At 71.7% G+C, this 17,981-nt stretch carries 10 protein-coding genes; 8 read left to right on the top strand and 2 right to left on the bottom strand.

What is annotated here, in order from left to right; all coding sequences use genetic code 11:
* Nucleotides 1-76: 76 nt before the first annotated feature.
* The 3 genes from AB0J58_RS15295 (at nt 77) to AB0J58_RS15285 (ending at nt 3,006) form a co-directional block, all read left to right on the top strand.
* Complete coding sequence (locus AB0J58_RS15295) at nt 77-1,249, top strand: pyridoxal phosphate-dependent aminotransferase (protein WP_364215397.1); 1,173 nt, start codon at nt 77-79, stop codon at nt 1,247-1,249.
* Between the two features lie 72 nt (nt 1,250-1,321).
* The gene (locus AB0J58_RS15290) at nt 1,322-2,305 is read left to right on the top strand and encodes a tetrahydrofolate dehydrogenase/cyclohydrolase catalytic domain-containing protein (protein WP_364215394.1); all 984 of its coding nucleotides are present in this window, start codon (nt 1,322-1,324) and stop codon (nt 2,303-2,305) included.
* A 197-nt stretch (nt 2,306-2,502) separates the two neighbouring features.
* Nucleotides 2,503-3,006, top strand: coding sequence for an RICIN domain-containing protein (locus tag AB0J58_RS15285; RefSeq protein ID WP_364215391.1), 504 nt, complete (start codon nt 2,503-2,505; stop codon nt 3,004-3,006).
* A gap of 108 nt (nt 3,007-3,114) precedes the next feature.
* Here the strand turns inward: AB0J58_RS15285 and AB0J58_RS15280 are convergent, their stop codons facing one another.
* Entirely contained in the window at nt 3,115-4,701 is a 1,587-nt protein-coding gene (locus tag AB0J58_RS15280) for an MDR family MFS transporter (protein WP_364215388.1), read from the bottom strand.
* Between the two features lie 81 nt (nt 4,702-4,782).
* On the opposite strand from AB0J58_RS15280, the gene AB0J58_RS15275 reads away from it, so the two are divergent.
* The gene (locus AB0J58_RS15275; protein ID WP_364215385.1) at nt 4,783-5,343 is read left to right on the top strand and encodes a TetR family transcriptional regulator; all 561 of its coding nucleotides are present in this window, start codon (nt 4,783-4,785) and stop codon (nt 5,341-5,343) included.
* Here AB0J58_RS15275 and AB0J58_RS15270 read toward each other — a convergent pair.
* Nucleotides 5,333-6,229, bottom strand: a complete 897-nt coding sequence (locus AB0J58_RS15270; RefSeq protein WP_364153361.1) for a cation diffusion facilitator family transporter — start codon at nt 6,227-6,229, stop codon at nt 5,333-5,335. The genes AB0J58_RS15275 and AB0J58_RS15270 overlap by 11 nt on opposite strands.
* A 251-nt stretch (nt 6,230-6,480) precedes the next feature.
* Here AB0J58_RS15270 and AB0J58_RS15265 point away from each other — a divergent pair, with 251 nt between their 5' ends.
* From AB0J58_RS15265 to AB0J58_RS15250, 4 genes are all read left to right on the top strand, one after another.
* Complete coding sequence (locus AB0J58_RS15265; RefSeq protein ID WP_364215382.1) at nt 6,481-8,217, top strand: fatty acyl-AMP ligase; 1,737 nt, start codon at nt 6,481-6,483, stop codon at nt 8,215-8,217.
* A 2-nt stretch (nt 8,218-8,219) separates the two neighbouring features.
* Nucleotides 8,220-8,492 carry an acyl carrier protein gene (locus AB0J58_RS15260; RefSeq protein ID WP_343967263.1) on the top strand — a complete coding sequence of 91 codons (273 nt, stop codon included), beginning with the start codon at nt 8,220-8,222 and terminating at the stop codon, nt 8,490-8,492.
* Complete coding sequence (locus AB0J58_RS15255) at nt 8,489-10,867, top strand: MMPL family transporter (RefSeq protein ID WP_364215379.1); 2,379 nt, start codon at nt 8,489-8,491, stop codon at nt 10,865-10,867. The genes AB0J58_RS15260 and AB0J58_RS15255 overlap by 4 nt, the downstream gene beginning before the upstream one ends.
* A gap of 182 nt (nt 10,868-11,049) precedes the next feature.
* Nucleotides 11,050-17,981: amino acid adenylation domain-containing protein (locus AB0J58_RS15250; protein WP_364215376.1), on the top strand; the 6,932-nt coding region annotated here is incomplete at its 3' end.

Genomic DNA, 17,981 nt, shown 5'->3' with positions numbered 1-17,981 from the left:
GGCGACCTCGGCGGCATGCGGGGCGACGCGATCGGTCGTGGACGAGTGATCCGGGGCGCCGATTACGCTGGGGCGCGTGGACGATCCTCTGGTGACACGGATGCGCGAGTTCGGCACGACCATCTTCGCCGAGATGTCGGCGCTGGCCCTGCGGACGGGTTCGATCAATCTGGGGCAGGGCTTTCCCGACACCGACGGGCCCGCGGCGATGCTGGAGCGTGCGGTGTCGGCGATCCGCGAGGGCGCCAACCAGTACCCGCCGGGGCCGGGTGTGCCCGAGCTGCGCCAGGCCGTCTGCGAGCACCGCAAGGATCACTACGGCCTCTCCTATGATCCCGACGGCGAGATCCTCGTCACCGTCGGCGCCACCGAGGCCGTCGCGGCGGCGATCCTGGCGCTCTGCGAGCCGGGGGACGAGGTGATCGCGTTCGAACCGTACTACGACTCCTACGCGGCCTCCGTCGCCCTCGCCGGAGCGGTGCTCCGCCCGGTCACCCTGCGCCCCGTCGGGGGCCGCTTCACCTTCGACCCCGCCGAGCTGCGCGCCGCGGCCGGACCGCGCACCCGCGTCATCCTGGTCAACTCTCCGCACAATCCCACCGGCACGGTCCTCACCCGGGCCGAGCTGGAGGAGATCGCCCTGCTCTGCCAGGAGCGCGATCTGGTCGCCGTCACCGACGAGGTCTACGAGCACCTGACCTTCGACGGCGTCGAGCACGTCCCGCTGGCCACCCTGCCGGGCATGCGCGAGCGGACCGTGATGATCTCCTCGGCGGGCAAGACCTTCTCGGTCACCGGCTGGAAGACCGGCTGGATCTGCGGGCCGGCCGAGCTGGTCAGGGCCGTGCAGACCGTCAAGCAGTTCCTCACCTTCACCGCCGCCGCGCCCTGGCAGCTCGCCGTCGCCCACGGCCTCCGCCACGAGCTGGACTGGGTCTCCCGGCTCCGGGCCGACCTGGAGTCCAAGCGCGACCGGCTGGCGGCGGGGCTGGCCGCGGCGGGCTTCGAGGTCTACCGCCCCGCGGGCACCTACTTCGTGCAGACCGACATCCGCCCGCTCGGCTTCACCGACGGCCTCGCCCTGGCCCGGGAGCTGCCGTCACTGGCGGGCGTGGTCGCCGTCCCCACCCAGGTCTTCTACGCCCGCCCCGAGCGTGGCAGCCACTTCGTCCGCTTCGCCTTCTGCAAGCGGGACGAGGTCATCGACGAGGCGGTGAGCCGCCTGGCCCGGCTCGGCACCCCCTCCTGACGGGTGGGGGCGGTTCGACCTTCAGGGTGCCGATCGGGCATCCTGGGGGATGACGCGACTGGCGGCAAGGGGATGGCATCAACCATCGGGGAGCTCGTCGTGGGAGTCGACCGCCTGGGCGCCCACGCCGAGAGGACACGTATGTCCCAGCCCGTTCGAAACGGCTCAGACGGCTCGGAGTCCGGGAGCGCGCCGTCCGCCCGGCTGCTTCCCGGCGGCCCGGTCGCGCAGAGCATCCTCGACGACGTGGCCGCGCGGGCGGCCGCGCTGACCCGCGGGGGCGTCACCCCGAGCCTGGCGACGGTCCTCGTCGGAGACGACGACGCCAGCGCCGGATACATCCGGATCAAGCAGCGGCAGGCCGCCGAGCTCGGTTTCGCCTCGCCGCACGAGCACCTGCCCGCGAGCGCCACCCAGGCGGACCTGCACGCGGTCATCACCGCGTTCAACGACGACCCGGCGGTGCACGGGCTGCTCGTGCAGCATCCCGTCCCCAAACACCTCGACTACGACCGGGCCCTGCAGGTCATGGATCCCGACAAGGACGTCGACGGCATGCACCCGCTCAACATCGGGCGGCTGGCGCTGGAGCTCCCCGGCCCGCTGCCGTGCACGCCCGCGGGGATCGAGGCGCTGCTGGCCTACTACGACATCCCGGTCGCCGGTCGGGAGGTGGTCATCCTCGGGCGCGGGGCCACGCTCGGGCGGCCCCTGTCGATCCTTCTCGCGCAGAAGCGCCCGACGGCGAACGCCGCCGTCACCGTCGTGCACACCGGGGTGAGCGACTGGCCCCGCTACACGCGCCGCGCCGACGTCCTCGTCGCCGCCGCGGGTGTGCCGGGCATCATCCAGCCCGAGCACGTCAAGCCCGGTGCCGTGGTCATCGGCGGCGGCGTGCGCTACGAGGGCAGGCGCCTGCTGCCCGACGTCGACGAGTCCTGCGCCCAGGTGGCCGGGGCCATCACCCCCAGGGTCGGCGGGGTCGGGCCCACCACCGTCGCGATGCTGTTCCGCAACGCGATCACCGCGGCCGAGCGCGCGACGGCCTCCGGGTGAGTTCCCCGGTGGCCTCCCCCGGGGGGAGGCCACCGGGTGGCCGCGTCCCGCGAAACGCCGACCGCCGTGTCGCCGCCCTGAAACCGATCTCCCTGCGTGTACGTTCTGCTGCGGAGAGTGGTCATCGGGGGCGGGGGTCTTCCGATGGTGCACGTCGCTCTCCATTCCCGTGACCGGCAGGAAGGAGAGCATCGACGATGCGACGGAGATTCAGGGTGCTGGCGTCGGCGGCGGCGGTCGCGCTCGGTTGTGCGGGGTTCGTCCCCGGCGCGGTGACCGCCTCGAGTTCGGTGTCCGCCGCCTGGGGGCCCATCCGCAGCCACCAGAACTGGCGCTGCCTGGACGCCGATCTGGGCACCATCGGCCCGAACGGCACCAAGGTGCAGCTATGGGGATGCAACGGCTGGGACAACCAGTCGTGGAGCTATGACGTGTCCAGCCACACGATCCACAGCAGGGAGAACGGCCGCTGTCTGGACGCGGACCTGGGGACCGTCAACGCGAACGGCACCAAGGTGCAGCTCTGGGACTGCAACGGCTGGGCCAACCAGAAGTGGATCTACGACGCGACGAGCCACACGATCTACAGCATGTACAACGGGCGCTGCCTGGACGCGGACCTGGGCACCATCGGCTCGAACGGCACCAAGGTGCAGCTGTGGAACTGCAACGGCTGGGCCAACCAGAAGTGGACGCTCTGACCGCCGTCACTCCCGGGCGGCGGCGGGATCGCATCCTGCCCTCCCGCGCACCGGAGCCCGGGGCCGGCGGAGAGTGGGCCGGCCCCGGGCGGTGTGCGGGGAGGTTCGCTACCCGCCGACGGTGACCGGCGGGGCGGCCGGATCGGCGGCGGTGGCCGGGGCGGCGGACCGGGCCGAGCGCAGCGGGATCTCCTTGATCATCAGGGCGGTCACCGCGGCGAGGACGGCGATCGGGACGCCGACCAGGAAGACCGCGCTCATCGCCCGGGTGAAGGCCTCCAGGATGATCTCCAGGACCGGTGCGGGGAGCTGGTGGATGACCTCGGGGGAGCCGAGGTTGGGGGTCGCGCCACCGTTCAGCGGCAGCTTCGCGGCCTTCGCCAGGGAGATCAGCTCCGCGGTGAGGCGGTTGGCCAGGATCGCGCCGAAGGCGGCGACACCCACCGCGCTGCCCAGGGAGCGGAAGAACGACACGCCGGAGGTCGTCGAGGCGAGGTCCGCCCTGGACACCGCGTTCTGTGCGGCCAGGATCAGGATCTGCATGGTGGCGCCGAGCCCGACGCCGAGCACCGCGTTGTCGACGCCGACGAGCAGCAGCGAGCTGTCGACGTGCAGGCGCGACAGGAGGAACAGGCCGAGTCCGACCAGCAGCATGCCCACCACGGGGAAGATCTTCCACCGGCCGGTCCTGCTGACGAACCTGCCGACCGCGATCGAGGAGACGAGCAGGGCGAGCACCAGGGGAAGGGTCATCAGGCCGGAGCCGGTGGGGCTCATGCCCTTGACGATCTGCAGGTACTGGGGCAGGAACATCAGCGCGCCGAACATCGCCGCGCCGACCAGCAGGGAGGCGACGGAGGTGAGTACGAAGGTGCGGTTGCGGAACAGGTGCGGGGGCAGGATCGGGTCGGCCGCCCTACGCTCGGCGACGACGGCCAGGCCGAACATCACCAGGCTGAGCGCGCCCAGGCCGTAGGTCCACCCGGAGTTCCAGCCGAACTCCTTGCCGCCGAGGGAGAGCAGCAGCATCAGCGCGGTGGTGCCGCCGGTGATGAAGGTCGCGCCCCACCAGTCGACCTTGGTGTCGCGGCGGGTGAAGGGCAGCTTCAGCACCTTCTGGATGACGACGAACGCGACCACGGCCAGCGGCACGCAGATCCAGAACGTCCAGCGCCAGGACATGTTGTCCACGATGAACCCGCCGAGCAGCGGGCCGGCCACCGTCGAGACGCCGAAGACCGCGCCGATGTAGCCGGAGTAGCGGCCGCGCTCGCGGGGCTCCACCACGTCGCCGAGGATGATCTGCGGGAGCGCGGCGAGCCCGCCGGCACCGATGCCCTGCACCGCTCTGGCGGCGATGAGCTGGCCCATGTCCTGGGAGAACCCGGCTGCTACGGAGGACACCGCGAAGACGACCAGGGCGACCTGGAACATGAGCTTGCGGCCGTAGAGGTCGGAGACCTTGCCCCAGATCGGAGTGGAGGCGGTCATGGTCAGCAGGGTCGCGCTGGCCACCCATGCGAGCTGGTCCTGGCCGCCGAGCGTGCCGACGATCGTCGGCAACGCGGTTCCCACCACGGACGTCGAGATCATCGACGTCAGCATGGCGAGCATCAGTCCGGCCAGGATCTCCAGCACCTGTTTGTGGGTGAAACCCGGTGCGGCCTCGGCCCGGATCTGTTGTTCGGTCGGCATGAACCGTCCCCCAATGCATGTAGAGTACACATTAAGTTAGTAGACGCTTGTTTACTCGTCAAATCTGGAAGGATCGCGTAGGTGGATGAGACACGGCAGCGCGACAGGGAGGGCACCAGGCGGCGCATCCTCGACGCCGCCCGCCGGCTGTTCGCCGACCTTGGCTACGACCAGGTGACGATGCGGCTGATCGCCGCCGAGGCGGATGCCAACATAGCGCTGATCAACCGTTACTTCGGCAGCAAGCGAGAGCTGTTCGCCGAGGTGCTCGCGATGCAGGGACGCTTCCCCGGCGTCCTGGACTTCCCCGAGGAGGAGCTCCCCCGGCGCCTGGCCGAGTACATCGCCGAGCGGCTCCGCTCAGACCAGACGAGTCCGGTGATGGCCGCGCTCATCCGGTCGTCCAACTGCCCGGAGATCCACGATCTCATCCGGGACCGGGTCAGCTCGGCGATCCTGGAGCCCCTGTCGGCAAGGCTCTCCGGTCCCGACGCGGCCTTCCGGGCGAGGATCGCCACCGCGCTCATCACCGGGAACGGTACGATGCGCCAGCTCTACGGCCCCGAGCCGAGCGACGTCCCCGACCGTGAGGCGGTGATCGCCCGGCTCACCGCGGTCTTCGAGGCCTGCCTCAGCCGGTGATCATGTGGCATGCCGTGCCGGGGACGTGGTCGACCTGCAGTGTGGTGTGGTCGATGTGGAAGCGCTGGTGCAGCAGCTCGGCCAGCTCGCGGCGGACCCGGTGGCAGTCGCCGCCGGGCATGACGGTCACGTGCGCGGAGAGTGCGGGGAAGCCGCTGGTCACCGTCCACACGTGCAGGTCCTCGACACCCGTCACGCTCGCGTGGGCGATGATCGCGGCGCTCACCTCGGTCGGGTTCACCCCGTCGGGCGCGGCCTCGAACAGGATGCGTCCGGCGTCGCGCAGCAGGCCGTAGGCCGCCTTGGCCATCAGGGCCGCGACGACCAGGGCGGCGATCGCGTCGGCCCGGCCCCAGCCGGTGAGCCAGACGACCGCGCCGGCGATCGCGGTGGCCACGAACGCGTACAGGTCGTTGAGGATGTGCTGGAACGCGCCCTCCACGTTGAGGCTGCTCCGGTCGGCCCTGGCGATGAGCCACGCGGCGACGGCGTTGACCGCGATCCCGGCCAGGGCGGTGCCGAAAACCAGGGCTCCGGCGACCTCGGGCGGTTCGATGAGCCGCCGCACGCTCTCGTAGACGAAGTAGGCGACGAGCGCCACGAACGTCAGCCCGTTGACGGCTGCGGAGAGGATCTCGGCCCGCTTCCAGCCGAAGGTGTAGGCGCCGCGGGCCGGGCGGGCCGCCATCCTCATCGCCACCAGCGCGAGCGCGATGGCGCCGGCGTCGGTGAGCATGTGCCCGGCGTCGGAGATCAGCGCGATGGAGTTGGCGGCGATGCCGATGACGACCTCGGCCGCCATGAAGGCGAGCAGCAGGGCGAGCGCCGCCGCGAGGTAGCGGCGGTCGGCGTCGGCGCGGTGCCCGTGGCCATGCCCGTGACCCATCGTAAGATCCATTCTGTCAACACCTGAACATCTGCTCATATATTAAGCAAGGTACGCCTAACTCGGCAAGATTCAGCTCCGTCCATGCCCCCGCGCGTGCCTCTGTACACGGGCTCGTGGGGCGGAAACGGGGAGGGGGAAAGTACTAACTTTCGGCGTAAAACCGGGTGAGAGCTTGTGCGGCCCAGGCCTGGGACCGGCTGATCTTTCCTCCTATGTTGGGGTCTCTTGCCATCATGGGAGATGACCAGATGTCCTTTGTGCAGTGGGTGCGCGCGCAGGTGGACCGGCACGGGCACGAACGGTCCTACACCTTCGTGGAGGACCGCAGGGGCGAGCTCGTCGAGCAGGACCGTCTGACCTTCGCCGAGCTCGACGCACGGGCCAGGTCGATCGGCGCCCATCTGACGGGGCGGCGGATGACGGACCAGACGGTGCTGCTGCTCCACCCGGCCGGTCTGGAGTTCCTGGCGGCGTTCCTGGGGTGCCTGTACTCCCGGGTGGTCGCGGTGCCCTCGCCGCTGCCGCAGACCGATCCCCGTGCGCTGGAACGCGCCGAGGGGATCATCAAGGACGCCGACGTGCGGCTGGTGCTCACCGACTCGGCCAATCTGGACATGCTCGACGCCTGGCTGCGCGATGTCGGCCTGGACGGCACCGTCGAGTGCGTGGCCACCGACGCTCTCGACCTTCCCGACCCCGGGGACTGGACGATGCCCCGGATGGGGCCCGACACCCTCGCCTACATGCAGTACACCTCCGGTTCCACCAGCGAGCCCAGAGGCGTCATGATCACCCACGCCAACCTGCTCCACAACGAGGGGGAGATCTGGCGGGCGATCGGCTCGCCCAAGGTGGGCGTCGGGGTGGGCTGGCTGCCGCACTACCACGACATGGGCCTGGTCGGCATGCTGCTCCAGCCGATCTACGCGGGCGGCGACCTCTACTTCGCCTCGCCGATCGCCTTCGTCATGCGCCCCGCGCTCTGGCTGGAGATGATCAGCCGATACCGGGCCGGATACACCGTCGCGCCGAACTTCGCCTACGAGTGGTGCGCGGCCCGGGTCACCGACGCCCAGGTTGCCGGGCTCGACCTGTCCAGCCTGCGCTTCGCGCTCAACGGGGCCGAGCCGGTGCGTACCGGCACGCTGCGCGCGATGGTGCGCCGCTTCGGAGCCGCGGGCTTCAGTGAGAAGGCGTGGGCCCCGGCGTACGGTATGGCCGAGGCGACCCTGGTGATCACCGCCACCCCGCTGGGGCACGGGCCGACGGTCCGCGGGTTCGACGTCGCGGCGCTGGAGCGGCACGAGGCGGTTCCGATGGACAACCCGGGAGAAGGCGTGGAACTGGTCGGCTGCGGGCGGCCGATCAGCATGTCCGTGCACGTCGTCGATCCCGGCACCGGAACCGAACTGCCGCACGGGCGGGTCGGAGAGCTCTGGGTACGGGGGGAGAGCGTCGCGCGGGGGTACTGGCAGCGCGAGGAGGCGACCCGCGACGCCTTCCGCGGGCGCACCGCCGCGGGCGAGGGGCCGTTCCTGCGGACCGGGGACCTGGGCTTCCTGCTGGACGGCGAGCTGTACGTCACCGGCCGCATCAAGGACGTCGTCATCGTCAACGGGCGCAACCTCTATCCCCAGGACCTGGAGGAGGCAGCCCGGCAGGCGCACCCGTCGCTGGGGGCCGGGGCGGCCTTCGGCGTACGTGCCGGGGGTGAGCACGTGGTGCTCGTCCAGGAGATTCGCGAACGGGGCCTCGACGCCCCCGCGGAAGAGCTGGCCCGTGGTGTGCAGGGTGAGCTCGCCAGGTCCTTCGGGCTGCCGTCGATGAGCGTCGTGCTGGTCAGGCGCGGCGGAGTGGGCAAGACCACCAGCGGCAAGATCCAGCGCTCGCGCACCCGTGACCTGCTGCTGAACGGATCGCTGCCCGTTGTCCACGCCGAGCTCACGGCGGCCGTCGCCGCGCGCGTCCGATCAGAAGGAGTGTGAGCATGTCCGCCGACGCTGGGATCGCCGCAGACCTGGACATCATCCGCGGCTGGCTGAGGGCGCGGGTGGCCTCCTACGTCATGCGCCCGCCGGAGGAGATCGACCCGCTGGTGCCGGTCGCCCAGTACGGCATGGACTCCGTCTACTCGCTCAGCCTCTGCGGGGACATCGAGGCCGAGTACGGGCTGGAGATCGAGCCGACCATGGCCTGGGAACACCCGACGGTCGCGGCCATGGCCGACCACCTGCTGGGACGGCTGAGCACGGGCCGATGAACGGGGCGTCGCTGGCCGGGCTGCTGTGCGGGCGGCGCACGAAGTGGGTGGTGCTGCTCGTCTGGCTGGGCGTCGTCGTCGTGGCCGCCTCCCTCGCCGGGCGGCTGGAGTCGGTGCAGCAGGACGACGTCGCCGGGTACCTCCCCGCCAGCGCGGACTCCGCGCAGGCGGTCAGGCGCATCCTCGGCATGCAGGGGGAGAACCTCTCCCCGGCGACGATCGTCTACGAGCGGCCGGGCGGTCTCGGCGAGGCCGACGACGCCGAGATCGCCAGGGACGTCAAGGCACTGGCCGGGGTCCCCGGGGTGGTGGCCGAGATGCCCACCCCCACCGGCGGCAGGACCTTCGGGCGTGCGGAGTTCGACAGGGAACTCGCGCCGTACCGGGACGCCCGAGGACGGCTGCCCGAGCAACTGCGGAGGGTCGAGCAGAAGTTCCGGGCGCCCAGGCTGACCAAGACGATCAAGTTGATCGCCACGCAGCGGTCCGGGGACGGCGAGGCGGTCCAGGTCGTGGTGATCGTCAGGGACCAGGGCGGCAGGGAGACCGCCGAGATCGTCGACCGGATCCGCCGGGTGGTGGACGAGGGCCGCCCCGCGGGACTGGCCGCGTACATCACCGGCATGGTCGGATTCCAGGCCGACGCGCTGGCCGTGTTCTCGACGGTGGACAGCGACCTGCTGCTGGCCGCGATGGGCGTGGCCGTGGTGGTGCTCCTGATCACCTACCGCAGCGTGGTCCTCTGGCTCTTCCCACTGGGAACGGTGCTGGTCGGGCTGGCCGTCGCGATGGGGGTGAACTACCTGCTCGCCGCCGCAGGCGCGATCACGGTCAGCAGCGTGGCGGTCTCGCTGCTCATGGTCCTGGTGATCGGCGCGGGCACCGACTACGCGCTGCTGGTCATCGCCCGCTACCGCGAGGAGTTGCGCAGGCACGCCGACCGGCACGAGGCGATGGCGGTCGCGCTGCGCAGGGCCGGGCCGGCGGTGGTGGCGAGCGCGGCGACGGTGGTCGCCGCGCTGCTCTGCCTGGTGGTGGCCGAGCTCAACTCCACCAGGGGCCTCGGGCCGGTCTCCGCGGTCGGGGTGACCAGCGCGATGCTCGCCATGATGACCCTGCTGCCCGCGGTCATGGTCGTCTTCGGGCGCTGGGTCTTCTGGCCGCTCGTCCCGCACCACGACCCGGACGCCGAGGAACACCCCGCCGACCACGGCAGATGGGGCGCCCTGGGCAGGAGGATCCATGCGAACCCCCGTCTGGTGTGGGTCGTCACGGTCCTCGGGCTCTGCCTGTGCGCGTCCGGGCTGGCCTCCTACCGGGCGGGCGGGCTGGGCAACGCCGACGTCTTCCTCTCCAGGCCGGACTCGGTGGTCGGGCAGGAGGCCGCCGAGCGGCACTTCCCCTCGGGCGAGGCCGACCCGGTCCAGGTGGTCACCACCGAGCAGTACGTCAGGGACGTGATCGTGGACACCGCGCAGCGACCGGAGGTCACCGCGATCTCGCTGGGCGCCGCGGGCAACGGCGACATCCTGCTCAACGTGACGGTACGCGGGGGCGACGGGGAGGAGGCCGAGCAGCACGAGGTGCTCGCCCTGCGCGACCGGCTGCGGGCGGTCGCCGCCCCGGACGTCAACGTGGGTGGCAACGTGGCGCTCATCGCCGACCTGGAGCGCGGCGCGCAGCGGGATCGGGTGGTGATCATCCCGCTGGTGCTGCTCGTGGTCTTCGCGGTGCTCGCGGTGCTGCTGCGCTCGCTCATCGCGCCCATGCTGCTGCTGGCCACCGTGGTGCTGTCGTTCCTGGCCACGCTGGGAATCAGCTCGCTGGCGTTCGCGCACCTCTTCGGTTTCGCCGGGGTGGACCAGGGGTTCGTCCTGCTGGTCTTCGTCCTGCTGGTGGCGCTGGGTGTCGACTACAACATCTTCCTCATGCACCGGGTCCGGGAGGAGGCGCACCGCTACAGCACGGCGCACAGCGCGATCCTCGGCCTGGGCGCGACCGGCGGTGTGATCACCTCGGCGGGGGTCGTGCTCGCCGGCACCTTCGCGGTGCTGGTGGTGCTTCCGCTGACGCAGACGGTCCAGATCGCCTTCGCGGTGGCCGTGGGGGTGCTGCTCGACACGATGATCGTCCGTTCCGTACTGGTGACCGCGCTCACCCTGGACGTCGGCGACGCCGTCTGGTGGCCGAGCCGCCTGTCCAGGGGCACCCGCTGGTGGCGGCGCGGACCGCGCCCCTACCGGCTCCCGGTGGCGGTCAGACCACGGGTCATGCTCAGGCCCCGGCGGCTCGTGCGCCCCCGCGTGGTGCTCGGATCCGGCAAGGTCGCCTTGAGAAAGAGCGAAAAAGTAGGAGGCGAGTTTAGCGGCAAATGATAAAAGGCGTTATTGCGAGGCAGATCACACCTGTGATTTACTTGCCGGTAATAAACGTGGGGATGGATCGGCGCACACAATGCGTTTCTGTCCCTTCGAGGTGCTAATAAGCGCCCGTCAGGCATTTTCCGGCCCAGATGGAAAGCGTGGCGACGGTGTTCAGCAAGAATTCCCTCCTGCCATTGTCTGCAGCGCAGAGTGGAATATGGGACGCCCAGCGGATTATCCCTGGCGAACCGCTCTACATTGCCCAGTACATAGAGATCTGCGGCCCGGTCGATCCGGAGGTCTTCGCCACGGCCGTGCGACTCGCGGCCGGGGAGGTCGACGCCGTTCACGTACGGATCATCGGCGGCGAGACCGAGGAGGCGGGCCGGGTCGGTCAGATCGTCGAGGAGCGCGAGGTGCCGTGCCCGTTCCTCGACCTCGCCGGGGGAGAGCCGGGCGACGGGGGACTCGGCGCGGAGCGGGCCGCTCTGGAGTGGATGCGGGAGGACCTGCGCTCGCCGTTCCGCGAGGACGCGCTCGTGGCAACCGCCCTGATCCGGATCGCGCCCGGCCGCCACCTGTGGTACCTGCGCTGCCACCACGTGGTCATGGACGGCTACAGCGGGCCGATGATCGCCCAGCGTCTCGCCGAGGTCTACACCGCACTGGTCGACGGCCGCGATCCCGGCCCCGGTGGTTTCCAGTCGCTGGCCACCTTGCTGGAGGAGGACGCCGCCTACCGCGCCTCCGACCACTTCCAGGCCGACCGCCGCCACTGGCACGGCAGACTCGCCGATCTGAGCGCGGTCCCCGCGCTCTCTCCCGGCACCATCGCCACCTCGCGGTTCAACCGGCGGAGCGCCACGCTCGGTGAGCACGACGCCGCCGCGCTCACCGAGGCCGCGCTCTCCCACGGCACGGCCGTCTCCGGGTTCATGATCGCGGCGATCGCGGCCTTCGTGGGGCGCCTCACCGGAGCCCCCGAGGTGGTCCTCGGGCTGGCCGTCACCGCCAGGACCACGCCCGCCGCCCGGCGAACGCCGGGGATGCTCTCCAACGTGCTCCCGCTCCGCCTGACGGTCTCCCCGCAGACGACCTTCGGCGAGCTGTCCGCCCAGGTCACCCGGGAGGTCGGACGGCTGCTGGTGCACCAGCGCTACCGGTACGAGGACCTGCGCCGCGAACTTCGCGGCACGGTGGGCGACCGGCTGTTCGGCCCGGTGGTCAACATCATGCGGTTCGACTACGACCTGAAGTTCGCCGGTCACCCCGCCGTCGCGCACCCGCTCTGCACCGGGCCGGTCGAGGACCTGTCGATCAACCTCTACGACGGCTCCGACGGGCGCGGGGTCCGCATCGACTTCGACGGCCACCCCGACCTGTACGGCGAGGCCCTGCTGGCCGACCACCACGGCCGTTTCCTGCGCTTCCTCACCCGCGTCGCCCAGGCGGGCCCCGGCATTCGCGTCGGCGCCGTGGAACTCCTCGACGAGGCCGAGCACACGCTCCTGGCCGACTGGGGCGCCGCACCGCGCGAGGTGCCGCCGGGTACGGCCGTCTCCCTGTTCGAGGACCGGGTGCGGCGCGCTCCCGGTGCCGTCGCCGTCGTCGCGGGGGACACCGAGATCACCTATGCCGAGCTGAACGCGCGGGCCAACCGGCTGGCCCACCACCTCATCGCCCTCGGCGCCGGACCCGACCGCTATGTGGGCCTGTCGGTGCCCCGCTCCCTCGACATGACCGTCGCGTTCCTCGGCATCCTCAAGTCCGGCGCCGCCTACCTCCCCCTCGATCCCGGCCATCCGCCGGAGCGCCTGGCGACGATGCTCGCCGACGCCGCCCCCTCGGCCGTGGTGACCCGCGCCGACGCCGGGTTCCACGCGCCGCCCGGCATCGAGGTCGTCCAGATGGACACCTGGACCGGCGACGGCCTGCCCGCCACCGACCCGGTGACCGGGCTGCTGCCGGAACACCCGGCCTACGTCGTCTACACCTCCGGATCCACCGGCCGCCCCAAGGGGGTGGTGGTCACCCACGCGGGCCTGCCCGCGTACGCGCGCACCGAGATCGACAGATACGCGGTGACCGAGGACAGCCGGGTCCTGCAGTTCGCCTCGATCGGGTTCGACGGGGCGGTGCTCGAATGGCTGATGGCCCTGTCGGCGGGTGCGGCGCTCGTGCCGGTGCCCGCCGGGGTGTACGGCGGTGAGCCGCTCGGCCGGTTCCTCGCCGAGGCACGCGTCACGCACGCGTTCATCACCCCCGCAGCGCTGGCGACGGTCCCGGTCAGACCACTCCCCGGGCTGCGGACCCTGCTGGTGGGCGGCGAGGCGTGCCGCCCCGAGCTGGTCCGCCGCTGGTCCGCCGGGCGCCGGATGATCAACGTTTACGGGCCGACGGAGACCACGGTCGTCGTCACCTGCAGCGACCCGCTGACCCTCCCCGGCGAGACCCCGATCGGCCGCCCGGTCTACGACGCCCGCCTGCACGTGCTGGACGCCGGACTGCGCCCGGTCCCGCCGGGATCCACCGGGGAGCTGTACGTCTCGGGGCCCAGCCTGGCACGCGGATACCTGGACCGGCCGGGGTTGACCGCCGAGCGGTTCGTCGCCGACCCCTTTGTGCCCGGCGGGCGGATGTACCGCACCGGCGACCTGGTCCGCTGGGGGGCCGACGGGCAACTCCACTACGTCGACCGCGCCGACCAGCAGGTGAAGGTGCGGGGTTTCCGGATCGAGCTGGGCGAGATCGAGGCGGTACTGGCCGCGCATCCCGGCGTCGAGCAGGCGGCCGTGCTGGCCCGCCGGGACCGGGGGCCCGAGCCGGGAGGAGACCTGCGGCTGGTCGGGTACGTGGTCGGCGACGCGGGCGCGGAGGAACTGCGCGGGCACCTGCGGCGCTCCCTGCCCGAATACATGGTGCCCGCCGCGATCGTGACGCTGGACGAGATGCCGCTGACCACCAACGGCAAGCTCGACCGGCGTGCCCTGCCGGAACCAGCGGGGGAGACCTCGGGCCGGGAGCCGGCGACCGACCGCGAACGCCTGCTGGCCGGGCTGTTCGCCGAGGTCCTCGGCCTGCCCAGGGCCGGGGCCGACGACGGGTTCTTCGACCTGGGCGGCGACAGCATCCTCGCCATCCGGTTCGTCTCCCGAGCACGGGAGGCCGGGCTCGCGCTCACCCCGAAGCAGGTCTTCCAGCACCAGACCCCCGAGGCCCTCGCCCTCGTCGCCCACGCCGCGGCGGAGCCCGCGGACGGCACGGATCCGAACGGCCCGGCGGGTGACGGCACGGGAGCCGTCGACCTCACCCCGATCGTCGCCTGGCTCGCCGAGGGCGAAGGGCCGATCGAAGGATTCAGCCAGAGCGTGGTGCTCCGGGTACCCCCGGATCTCGGCCTCGACGAGCTGACGGCCGCCGTCCAGATCGTGCTGGACCACCACGACGCGCTGCGGCTCCGGACGTCCACGCCTTCGACGGGTGCCGGGGCGTGGGAGCTGGAGATCGCCCCGGCTGGAGCGGTCCTGGCAGCGGACTGCGTGCGCCGGGTGGAGGTCTCGAACGTTCCGGACGAGGCGGACGAGACGGTGGCCGGGTACGCCGAGCGGGTCCGGGGTGAGCTCGATCCCGTCACCGGACGGATGGTGCGGGTCGTGTGGTTCGACGCGGGCCGCGAGCGGTCCGGACGGCTTCTGCTGGTCATCCACCACCTGGCCGTCGACGGGGTGTCCTGGCGGATCCTGCTGCCCGACCTCCTCGCGGCCTGGAGCGCCGGGAGAGCGGGCACCGAGGTACGCCTGCCCGAGCCCACCACCTCCTTCCGCACCTGGGCGCGCCTGCTCCAGGCCGAGGCCGTGAACCCGGCCCGGGTGGCCGACCTCCCCGCCTGGACCGCGCTCCTCACGCCGTCTCCGCCGACCTCACCGGCGCGGGCCCTATCCCGGGAGGCTCTCTCCCCCGCCGCGCCGGTACGCGAGCGGGGGACCTGGGGGGAGCGGCGGGAGACGGTCGTGGAGCTCCCCGCCGATGTGGCGGGGCCGCTGCTGGGCAGCGTGCCGGGTGCCTTCCACGGGAACGCCGACGACGTGCTGCTCGCCGGGCTCGCGGCGGCGGTCGCGAGGTGGAGCGGGCGGCGTTCCGTGCTCGTCGACCTGGAAGGGCACGGCAGGCAGCAGATCCTCCCTGGCGTGGACCTGTCCGCGACCGTGGGCTGGTTCACCGCCGTGCACCCCGTCAGGATCGACGCGGGCCCCGTCGACTGGGCCGATCTCAAGAACGGCGGCCAGGCCGCGGGCCAGGCGGTCAAGCGGGTGAAGGAGCAGCTCCGCGCTCTTCCCGACCCGCTGGGCTATGGCCTGCTGCGCCACCTCAACCCCGACACCGCACCCGCACTCGCCGCACTGCCCCAGCCGGAGATCGGTTTCAACTATCTAGGCCGGATCACCTCCTCCGGGCTGGACTGGGAGCCCGTGGCCGGCGGGCTGTCCGGCGGCCAGGACGCCGCCGCCCCGCTCAGGCACGGCATTCAGATCGACGCGATCGCCCTCGGCGACGTCCTCCGCGTCACCTGGACCTGGGATCCCACCCGCCACGCCGACAACCGGATCGCCGAGCTGGCCACCGCCTGGTCGGAGGCTCTGACCGGTATCTCCCGGCATGTCGGAGGCGGCCTCACCCCCTCCGACGTCGCGGTACCCCTCACCCAGGACGACCTCGACGAGCTCGGCCCCGGCCTCCAGGACGTCTGGCCGCTCGCCCCGCTCCAGCACGGCCTGTTCTTCCACTCCCTGCTGGAGGTGGACGTCTACACCGCCCAGCTGACCCTGGACCTGAGCGGCCCCCTCGATGCGCCACGGCTCAGGGCCGCCGCGGAACGCCTGGTCCGCGGACACCCCAACCTCCGTGTCTCCTTCGAGCTGCGTGGCGATCCGGTGCAGCTGGTGCACCGGCGGGTGGAGGTGCCGTGGCGGGAGGTGGCGGGGATCGACGCCGAGACGGTGGCCGCCGAGGAGCGGGCCCGGCGGTTCGACCTGTCCCGGCCGCCGCTGCTCCGTTTCGCGCTGGTACGGCTCGGACCCGGCAGGCACCGGCTGATCCTCACCAACCATCACATCCTGCTGGACGGCTGGTCGACACCGCTGCTGGCAGCCGAGCTGTTCGCGCTGTACTCGGGCGAGGAGCCCGCCCCCGCGCCGCCGTACGAGAACTACCTGGCCTGGCTGGCCGGTCAGGACGGCGAGTCCACGCGGCGGGCCTGGGAGCACGCGCTGGACGGTTTCGACGAGCCCACCCTCGTCGCCCCGCACGCCCCGGCCGAGCCGGTCGCGCCCGCCAGGGTCACCGCCGAGCTCGACGACGGCCGGACCAGGGCGCTCACCGCTCTCGCCCGCACGCGCTCCAGCACGCTCAGCACCGTCATGCAGGCCGCCTTCGGCCTGCTGCTCGGCCGGCTGACCGGCCGCCGGGACGTCGTCTTCGGCGGTACGGTCTCCGGCCGCCCGCCCGAGTTGCCCGGGGTCGAGCGCATGGTCGGCCTGTTCATCAACACCCTGCCGGTCCGGGTCCGGCTCGACCCTGCGGAAACCGTGGGTGACCTGCTGCGCAGGCTCCGCGACGAGCAGGCGGAACTGCTGCCGCACCACCACGTCGGCCTTGCCGAGATCCGGCGCGGCCCACTGTTCGACGCGCTGCTGGTGATGGAGAACTACCCCGTCGACTCCCGTACGGCGATCGGCGACCTCGACCTGACCTCGGCGGACGTGGCCGACGCGACGCACTATCCGATCACGCTGCTGGTCGTGCCGGGGGACGTGCTCCGGTTCCGGCTGCAGTACCGGCCCGACGTGTTCACCGAGGCGGGGGCCGCGGCTCTGCTCGACCGCTTCCTGGGGCTGCTGGGCGAACTGGTCGCCGAGCCGGACACCGCCGTCGGCCGTCTCGACGGGCTCTCCTCGGGCGAGCCCGTGCCGGACCACTGGGACGACACGGCCGCGGACGTGCCCCGTACCACGCTGGCCGCGCTGTTCGAGGCCCAGGTCGCGCGGACGCCGGACGCGACGGCGCTGGTGTTCGAGGGGGACGAGCTGAGCTACGCGGCGTTCAACGCGCGAGCCAACCGGCTGGCCCGTCTGCTGGTGGCCGAGCACGGGGTGGGAGCCGAACGAGTGGTGGCGCTGATGCTGCCCAGGTCACCGGACCTGCTGGTCGCCATGTACGCCGTGATCAAGGCGGGCGCCGCCTACCTGCCGGTCGATCCGGGGCTTCCGGCGGCGCGGATCGCGTCGATGCTGGACGACTCCCGGCCGGTTCTGGTGATCGACGGTGACTGGCTGGGCCGTGCCGACGCCTCCGGGTATCCGGCTTCCGATCTCGGCCTGCCGCTCGTGCCGGAGAGTCCGGCGTACGTGATCTACACCTCCGGTTCGACGGGGCGGCCCAAGGGGGTCGTGGTCACCCACGGTGCGATCGTCAACCGCCTGCTCTGGGCCCAGTCCGAATATCGGCTGGGTCCGGCGGACCGCGTTCTGCAGAAGACGCCGGCCGGATTCGACGTGTCGGTCTGGGAGTTCTTCTGGCCGCTTCAGACCGGCGCCGCCCTGGTCGTCGCCAGGCCGGACGGGCACCGGGACCCGTCCTACCTCGCCGGGCTCATCGACTCCGAACGCATCACGGTCCTGCACTTCGTCCCCTCCATGCTGGCCGCCTTCCTGGAGGCGGTTCCCCCTTCTGGTTCGCCGGAGACGTCCGGAACGGGGGCGGCTCTTCGATTTCTCATCTGCAGCGGTGAGGCACTGCCGCCCGCGCTCGCCGACGAGGCGGCGGCCCGGCTGGGGGTGCCGGTGCACAACCTCTACGGCCCGACCGAGGCCGCGGTCGACGTCACCTTCTGGGAGCACCGTCCCGGCACCGAGACCACCTCCGTGCCGATCGGTCACCCCGTCTGGAACACCCGCCTCCATGTGCTGGATTCGTGGCTGCGGCCGGTTCCGGCCGGGGTGGAGGGGGAGCTGTACCTGGCCGGGGCGCAGCTGGCGCGGGGGTATCTGGGGCGGGCCGGGTTGACGGCGGAGCGGTTCGTGGCGTGTCCGTTCGGTGGTTGTGGTGGGCGGATGTATCGGACGGGGGA

The sequence above is a fragment of the Streptosporangium sp. NPDC049644 genome (genome assembly GCF_040675205.1).
Classification (GTDB): Bacteria; Actinomycetota; Actinomycetes; order Streptosporangiales; family Streptosporangiaceae; genus Streptosporangium; species Streptosporangium fukuiense.
This window is presented reverse-complemented; position numbering and strand designations above follow the sequence as displayed.

What these genes read in the sequence shown, in the direction of transcription:
- AB0J58_RS15270 (WP_364153361.1), bottom strand. Translation starts at nt 6,229, where the DNA reads ATGGGTCACGGGCATGGCCACGGGCACCGCGCCGACGCCGACCGCCGC.
- AB0J58_RS15265 (WP_364215382.1), top strand. Translation starts at nt 6,481, where the DNA reads ATGTCCTTTGTGCAGTGGGTGCGCGCGCAGGTGGACCGGCACGGGCAC.
- AB0J58_RS15280 (WP_364215388.1), bottom strand. Translation starts at nt 4,701, where the DNA reads ATGCCGACCGAACAACAGATCCGGGCCGAGGCCGCACCGGGTTTCACC.
- AB0J58_RS15290 (WP_364215394.1), top strand. Translation starts at nt 1,322, where the DNA reads ATGGCATCAACCATCGGGGAGCTCGTCGTGGGAGTCGACCGCCTGGGC.
- AB0J58_RS15260 (WP_343967263.1), top strand. Translation starts at nt 8,220, where the DNA reads ATGTCCGCCGACGCTGGGATCGCCGCAGACCTGGACATCATCCGCGGC.
- AB0J58_RS15285 (WP_364215391.1), top strand. Translation starts at nt 2,503, where the DNA reads ATGCGACGGAGATTCAGGGTGCTGGCGTCGGCGGCGGCGGTCGCGCTC.
- AB0J58_RS15255 (WP_364215379.1), top strand. Translation starts at nt 8,489, where the DNA reads ATGAACGGGGCGTCGCTGGCCGGGCTGCTGTGCGGGCGGCGCACGAAG.